The following is a 5,221-nucleotide window of genomic DNA, read 5'->3' as shown; positions in this document are numbered from 1 at the left end:
GTCCTCGGTCACCTCCCAGTCCAGGACGACGCACCCGACGGCCCGGCTCTTCTGGTCGTACGTCAGGAAGCACTCACGCTCATCCCACCCGGGGAGACGGGACCGTCGACCCTCAAGGGAGCTGTCTCCGGGATCACGTCCCTCGGCGCCCGCACCCTGGTGCAGGTCAGCGTCAGCTCCGGCGGCTCCACCCCACCGGCCCCGCCGGCCGGTCGGGGACCGCACAGTCTTGACATGGGAGCGACCAGGACCTGGGATGAGGGGCCGGCGGCCACCCTCACCGTCGACGTCGCAGGGAACCCGCACCTGCTGCCCGGGCAGGTCGTCGGGGTAGGCGTACACGAGGATCGAGGGTGGGCGGTGCCCGCCTGACCGGGACACGGTTGTGTGTGCCAGATTGCAGAACGAGGTGATGCTCCGGACCTAGCGTCGAAGAACACCAGCGACGAGGAAGGCACCCATCATGACTGCGTCACACAAAACGCCCCGGGCCAGCGGTTCTCCAGACACCACTTCCCGAGAAAAGGTCTCGTCCGCGCCGTCTCCTATGGTGCGGCGCCTGGTCGCAGGTGTTGTGGGTGGGCTCAGCGGCGGCGTCGTCTTCGGGGCCCTCATGGCCATGATGGGGATGCTGCCGATGATCGGGTCCCTGGTCGGTTACTCCTCGGCGGTCATCGGGTTCATCGTCCATCTGGTCATCTCGGTCGTGATCGGGCTGACCCTCACCCTCCCCTTCGCGAGCCTGCTGAAGCGCGGCCTGGTCGTGAGCGCCGTCGTCGGTCTCGTGTACGGTGCCCTGTGGTGGGTGCTCGGGCCCCTGCTGATCATGCCGCTGATGATTGGCATGCCGATCCTGACCCTGGATGGGTCCTCGATGATGTCCCTGCTGGGCCACCTGATCTACGGGGTTATTCTGGGACTGGTCGCCCACCTCGTCCTCCGGCGCCGGTGAGGCCCATGACACCGTCGAACCGATGACCAGGCAGCGTCTGAACGACACATGCTCTACAACGGTCCTCTCCGCCGCCCGTACCCCGGCGAAAGGATGGGCGCCCCACGAACGGGAGGTAGACCCTTTGACCGAGACCGGCGAACCGTTCAGCTGCCTCAACGCCGTGGACATCTTCGCCGACCTCACCGCCCAGGACATGGCTGACCTGGACCGGATGTCACCGCCGAAACTGTTCAGCAGCGGCGAACTGGTGTTCAGCCAGAGCCAGCCGGTAACGGCCCTGTTCATCCTCAAGCAGGGCAGGATCAGGATCTTCCGGGTCGCCGAAGACGGCAAGACCCTGACCATTGCGATCCTGGAACCCGGCGCCGTGTTCGGCGAGATGCTCCTGGTCGGCCAGCAAATGTACGACAACTACGCCGAAGCCATCGAGGACTCGATCATCTGCCAGCTGAGCGCCTCGGACGTCGAAGAACACTTCCTGTCCAACCCGGGCATCGCGGTGAAAATCTCCCGGCTCCTCGGCCAGCAGGTCTCACGCCTGGAAGACCGTTTGACCGACATGGCGCTGCGGCCCCTCGCCGCGAGGACCGCCTCGACCCTGCTGACCCTGAACGCGGCAGCCCCGCGTGGCAGATTCACGCATACCCGCTCCGTGAACCTCACCCATGAACAGCTCGCAGGACTCTTGGGTGCCACCCGCGAAGCCACGAGCAAGACGATGGCCGACTTCGCCGTCCGCGGCCTGATCCGGCAAGGCCGCGGACGCATCACCATCAACGACGCCGACGGGCTCCGCCGCATCTCCCGCAGCACCTTCTAACCCCCCACCACACGCGACCAGCCGTACAACGAGCCGGCCCCGCTGACACTGCAGGCTGCCCCAAACCCACCCCAGGCCCGACCCACAAGCGCCGGAGTGCCCGGCCGGCCCCACAGTTTTCTGATGAATACACCAAACAAAGAAGGAATACCCATGACTCGCATCACCGTGCACACCACCGACACCGCACCCGAGGCCGCCCGCACCGAACTCGGTGCCCTCGCCCAGCAGTTCGGCAAAGTCCTCAACATCCATGGGGCGATGGCCCACTCCCCTGTGGTCCTGCAAAGCTACGTCGCTCTCCAGCAGGTCATCGGTGACTACGGCACCTTCGACGCCGGAACCAGGGAAGCGATCGCCCTCGTCGTCGGCAACGTTGATGAATGCAGCTACTGCCAGTCCGCGCACACCATGGGCGCGAAAGCCGCCGGGCTCACCCTGGAGCAGACCATCGCCATCCGGCAGGGCACCATCGACTTCGACCCGAAACTCGCGGCCCTGCTGGAACTGGCACGCCAGAGCACAGCCAACAAGGGCTCCGTGAAGGATGACGCCTGGCAGGCAGGCCTCGACGCCGGCTGGACCGACGTCGAACTCACCGAACTCTCCACGCACATTGCCCTGAACCTGTTCACCAACTACTTCAACCACCTCGTTGACACGGACCTCGACGTCCCGGCAGCCCCGCGCCTCTAAAGCCGCGCGTGCCCGTGCCGACCCGTCCCGGAACGGGCACGCGCCCCACCGTCCCGCCATCTTTCGAAGGGGCAGTTCCCTCAACCGGAAGGAAGGTTCCCGGTCAGCGGATGAGGTGCGCGATGATCGCCTCTGCAACGGCGCGCGGGGAATCCTCCGTCGGAATGTGCTTGCCGTCCACTTCCACAAGATCGGATCCCGGAATCAGCTCGACATAGCGATGGGCGAAGCTGATTTTCTGGAAATCGTCGGCGCGGCCCCATACCAGGCGGGTGGGCAGCACCAGGTCCTGCAGGGCCGGTACCAGGTCCTGCGTGTAGCTCGGGTCGGCCGCGGCGGCCATCGCCGTCCAGGACCGCACGCGTGCCGGGTCCCGCCACGGAGAGAGGTAATCCGCGAGTTCGTTATCGCTCAGCTCCCGCAGCACACTGCGCCGGGTCGATGTCGTGCGCGCGTCGAGCAGGTCCTGGACGCTGGTTGCAGCGCGCACCTGCGGGTCACGGAAACGTTCCACCGCCGGTACCGGCCAGGAATCGAACATGACCGAGTTCATCAGGACCAGCCTGCGCACCCGTCCACTGGTGGCGGCGATGTGCTGGGCGATCCCGCCGCCGATATCGTGTCCGGCCAAGTCGAATTCCTCCAGCCCCAGCGCGTCCGCGGCCCGCACCACGGTGCTGGCCAGCGACGGCACGGACGCCTGCTTCACGTCCAGCTCCCCGCCGCTGGCGCCGAATCCTGGGAGATCCAGGGCGACGCACCGCGCCACCTCCCCCAGTGCCGGCAGCACCGGCTGCCACACGCGGCTCCAGAAGGTGCCATGCAGCAGCAAAAGGGGAATCCTCGACGAGGTCCCTGCGCTCAGGTAGGACAGCATCGCGCCCTCCACCTCGATCTGGTCACGGCGCACTAGATTATTGCTCAGCATGCTGAATAGTGTAGGGGCCTACGTCAGTCCCGACGGAGTCCCCTGCCCGGCGCTCGATATTAACCATTCGAGACACAACCACCACCACATCACCACATTGCTCCCGACCGGGGCCGGAAGGATCAGGGCATGACCATCACACCGTCCGTCATCATCTTCGATGTCAACGAGACTCTCTCCGACATGGGACCCCTCGCAGAAGCATTCAACCAAGCAGGCATGTCGGCGTCCCTCACTAGGCCATGGTTCGCCGAACTACTCCGCGACGGGTTTGCACTCACCGTGGCAGGAGACAATCCTGACTTCGCTCACCTGGCTACGGACAACCTCCACCGCCTGCTCACCCAGACCTCCGGCCCGGGAAAGTACCAGAAACAGGTCGATGACATTATGGGCGTGTTCAAGAACCTTGCCCTGCACGCCGATGCGGTCCCCGGGATCACGGCGCTCAGCCGGGTCGCTGACCTCGTAACGTTGAGCAACGGCGCGACCTCGGTCGCGCAATCGCTGGTAACCCGAGGCGGTGTGCAGGACGAATTCGCGAGGTTCCTCAGCGTTCAGGACGCCGCCCGGTGGAAACCCGCCCGCGAAGCCTACGACTACGCGGCCACGGAAACCGGCCACACCGTCGATGAGCTGCTTCTGGTCGCTGTGCACCCATGGGACATCCACGGCGCTCACGCTGCGGGGCTGCGCACGGCGTGGATCAACCGTACGGAAGCCACTTACCCCTCATACTTCACCGCACCGGACATCGAAGCCGAGGATCTTGTAGCTCTGGCAGGGAAACTCACCGGACCATGAGGACATGGCAGGGCCGACGGACATAACCCGGCTGGCCGGTGCAGGGAGGGCAAGAGGTAGCACCATCCGGTGACCCGCAGCACGACCATCAGCCACTCAACCGGCACCCGATTCCTGAGGTGCGAGGCCGCTCCAACCACCGTCATTGCCTCGGATTCTTGTACTGGGATCGGTGGGAGGAATTCCCGCCTGGGATAACCTTTTCGGCGCGTGGAGCGACGGCAACAGGCCCGGCCCGGCCTGGAAGCCAATCCGCAGTACCGATAAAAACGCCTGCCCGACATCCATCCTCACCCCGCACCGGCCGCCCCCGTAGGAGCGCCAGCGGATGCCTCGGTGAGCGGGTTGGCCTTGGCCGGGCCCGTCTCGACGCGGGTTTGAGGCGAGACAAGCGCATGTGCATATGCATATGCATATGGCCGATGCTCACTTGAAGGAGATGATGCGGCAAATATCCGTCGGCCGGCACTCGGCCGGATCAAGGCTCCGGCCGGTTTCGATGAGATGTTCGAGCTCGGCTGCCAAGACCGCAAGTTCCTGATGGCGTGAGCGGACCTCCGCCAATTTCTGCTCGAGAACGACAGACATGTGGCTGCAGGGTGCCTGGCCGCCATCACGAAGACTCAGGACCTCGGCGATGTCCGCCAACGTGAGACCCGCGCCCTGGGCGGCACGGATGAAGCGCAGGCGGTCAATGGTCGCCTCGTCGTAGGCCCGGTAACCATTAGGGGCGCGGCGAGGCTCCGGCAACAGCCCTTGACGCTCGTAGAAGCGGATGGTCTGCCGGTCCACGCCCGTGGCGGCGGAAATGTCCCCGATAAGCATGCTCAAAGTCTACGACTTGACCGTGTAGTCGACTACAGGGTTTACCGTGGGCGAATGAAGATCACCCTGCAGTACTTCGACGGCTGCCCGAACTGGATGGGGGCTTGACCCCGGATCTTGGACACGCTGATTCCAGCACGATGCTGGGGAAGCGAGAATCCAAGACATGGCAAGGAAAAATTACACGGACGAG

7 protein-coding genes are annotated in these 5,221 nt (G+C 65.0%); 5 read left to right on the top strand and 2 right to left on the bottom strand.

Translation table 11 applies throughout. The features are described 5' to 3' along the window. The 4 genes from IWX63_RS16275 to IWX63_RS16260 form a co-directional block, all read left to right on the top strand. On the top strand, positions 1 to 372 hold a 372-nt coding region (locus IWX63_RS16275; protein ID WP_199279198.1), incomplete at its 5' end, for a hypothetical protein. Between the two features lie 202 nt (positions 373 to 574). Then, complete coding sequence (locus IWX63_RS16270; RefSeq protein WP_334685946.1) at positions 575 to 952, top strand: hypothetical protein; 378 nt, start codon at positions 575 to 577, stop codon at positions 950 to 952. 124 nt (positions 953 to 1,076) lie between these two features. Then, a complete protein-coding gene (locus IWX63_RS16265; RefSeq protein ID WP_334685945.1) occupies positions 1,077 to 1,775 on the top strand; it encodes a Crp/Fnr family transcriptional regulator in 699 nt (232 codons plus the stop codon). A 153-nt stretch (positions 1,776 to 1,928) separates the two neighbouring features. Continuing rightward, complete coding sequence (locus IWX63_RS16260) at positions 1,929 to 2,471, top strand: carboxymuconolactone decarboxylase family protein (protein ID WP_199279195.1); 543 nt, start codon at positions 1,929 to 1,931, stop codon at positions 2,469 to 2,471. A 103-nt stretch (positions 2,472 to 2,574) separates the two neighbouring features. Here the strand turns inward: IWX63_RS16260 and IWX63_RS16255 are convergent, their stop codons facing one another. Beyond that, positions 2,575 to 3,399, bottom strand: a complete 825-nt coding sequence (locus IWX63_RS16255) for an alpha/beta fold hydrolase (RefSeq protein ID WP_199279194.1) — start codon at positions 3,397 to 3,399, stop codon at positions 2,575 to 2,577. Between the two features lie 129 nt (positions 3,400 to 3,528). Here IWX63_RS16255 and IWX63_RS16250 point away from each other — a divergent pair, with 129 nt between their 5' ends. Next, positions 3,529 to 4,203, top strand: coding sequence for a haloacid dehalogenase type II (locus IWX63_RS16250; protein ID WP_199279193.1), 675 nt, complete (start codon positions 3,529 to 3,531; stop codon positions 4,201 to 4,203). Positions 4,204 to 4,629: 426 nt separating this feature from the next. Here IWX63_RS16250 and IWX63_RS16245 read toward each other — a convergent pair whose 3' ends face one another. Then, complete coding sequence (locus tag IWX63_RS16245; protein ID WP_199279192.1) at positions 4,630 to 5,028, bottom strand: heavy metal-responsive transcriptional regulator; 399 nt, start codon at positions 5,026 to 5,028, stop codon at positions 4,630 to 4,632. Positions 5,029 to 5,221 lie beyond the last annotated feature (193 nt).

The organism is Arthrobacter sp. CAN_A2, assembly GCF_015752045.1.
Classification (GTDB): Bacteria; Actinomycetota; Actinomycetes; order Actinomycetales; family Micrococcaceae; genus Arthrobacter_D.
The sequence above is the reverse complement of the archived record's forward strand: the minus strand, read 5'-3'. Positions and strand labels throughout refer to the sequence as shown.

What these genes read in the sequence shown, in the direction of transcription:
- IWX63_RS16260 (WP_199279195.1), top strand. Translation starts at nt 1,929, where the DNA reads ATGACTCGCATCACCGTGCACACCACCGACACCGCACCCGAGGCCGCC.
- IWX63_RS16255 (WP_199279194.1), bottom strand. Translation starts at nt 3,399, where the DNA reads ATGCTGAGCAATAATCTAGTGCGCCGTGACCAGATCGAGGTGGAGGGC.
- IWX63_RS16250 (WP_199279193.1), top strand. Translation starts at nt 3,529, where the DNA reads ATGACCATCACACCGTCCGTCATCATCTTCGATGTCAACGAGACTCTC.
- IWX63_RS16245 (WP_199279192.1), bottom strand. Translation starts at nt 5,028, where the DNA reads ATGCTTATCGGGGACATTTCCGCCGCCACGGGCGTGGACCGGCAGACC.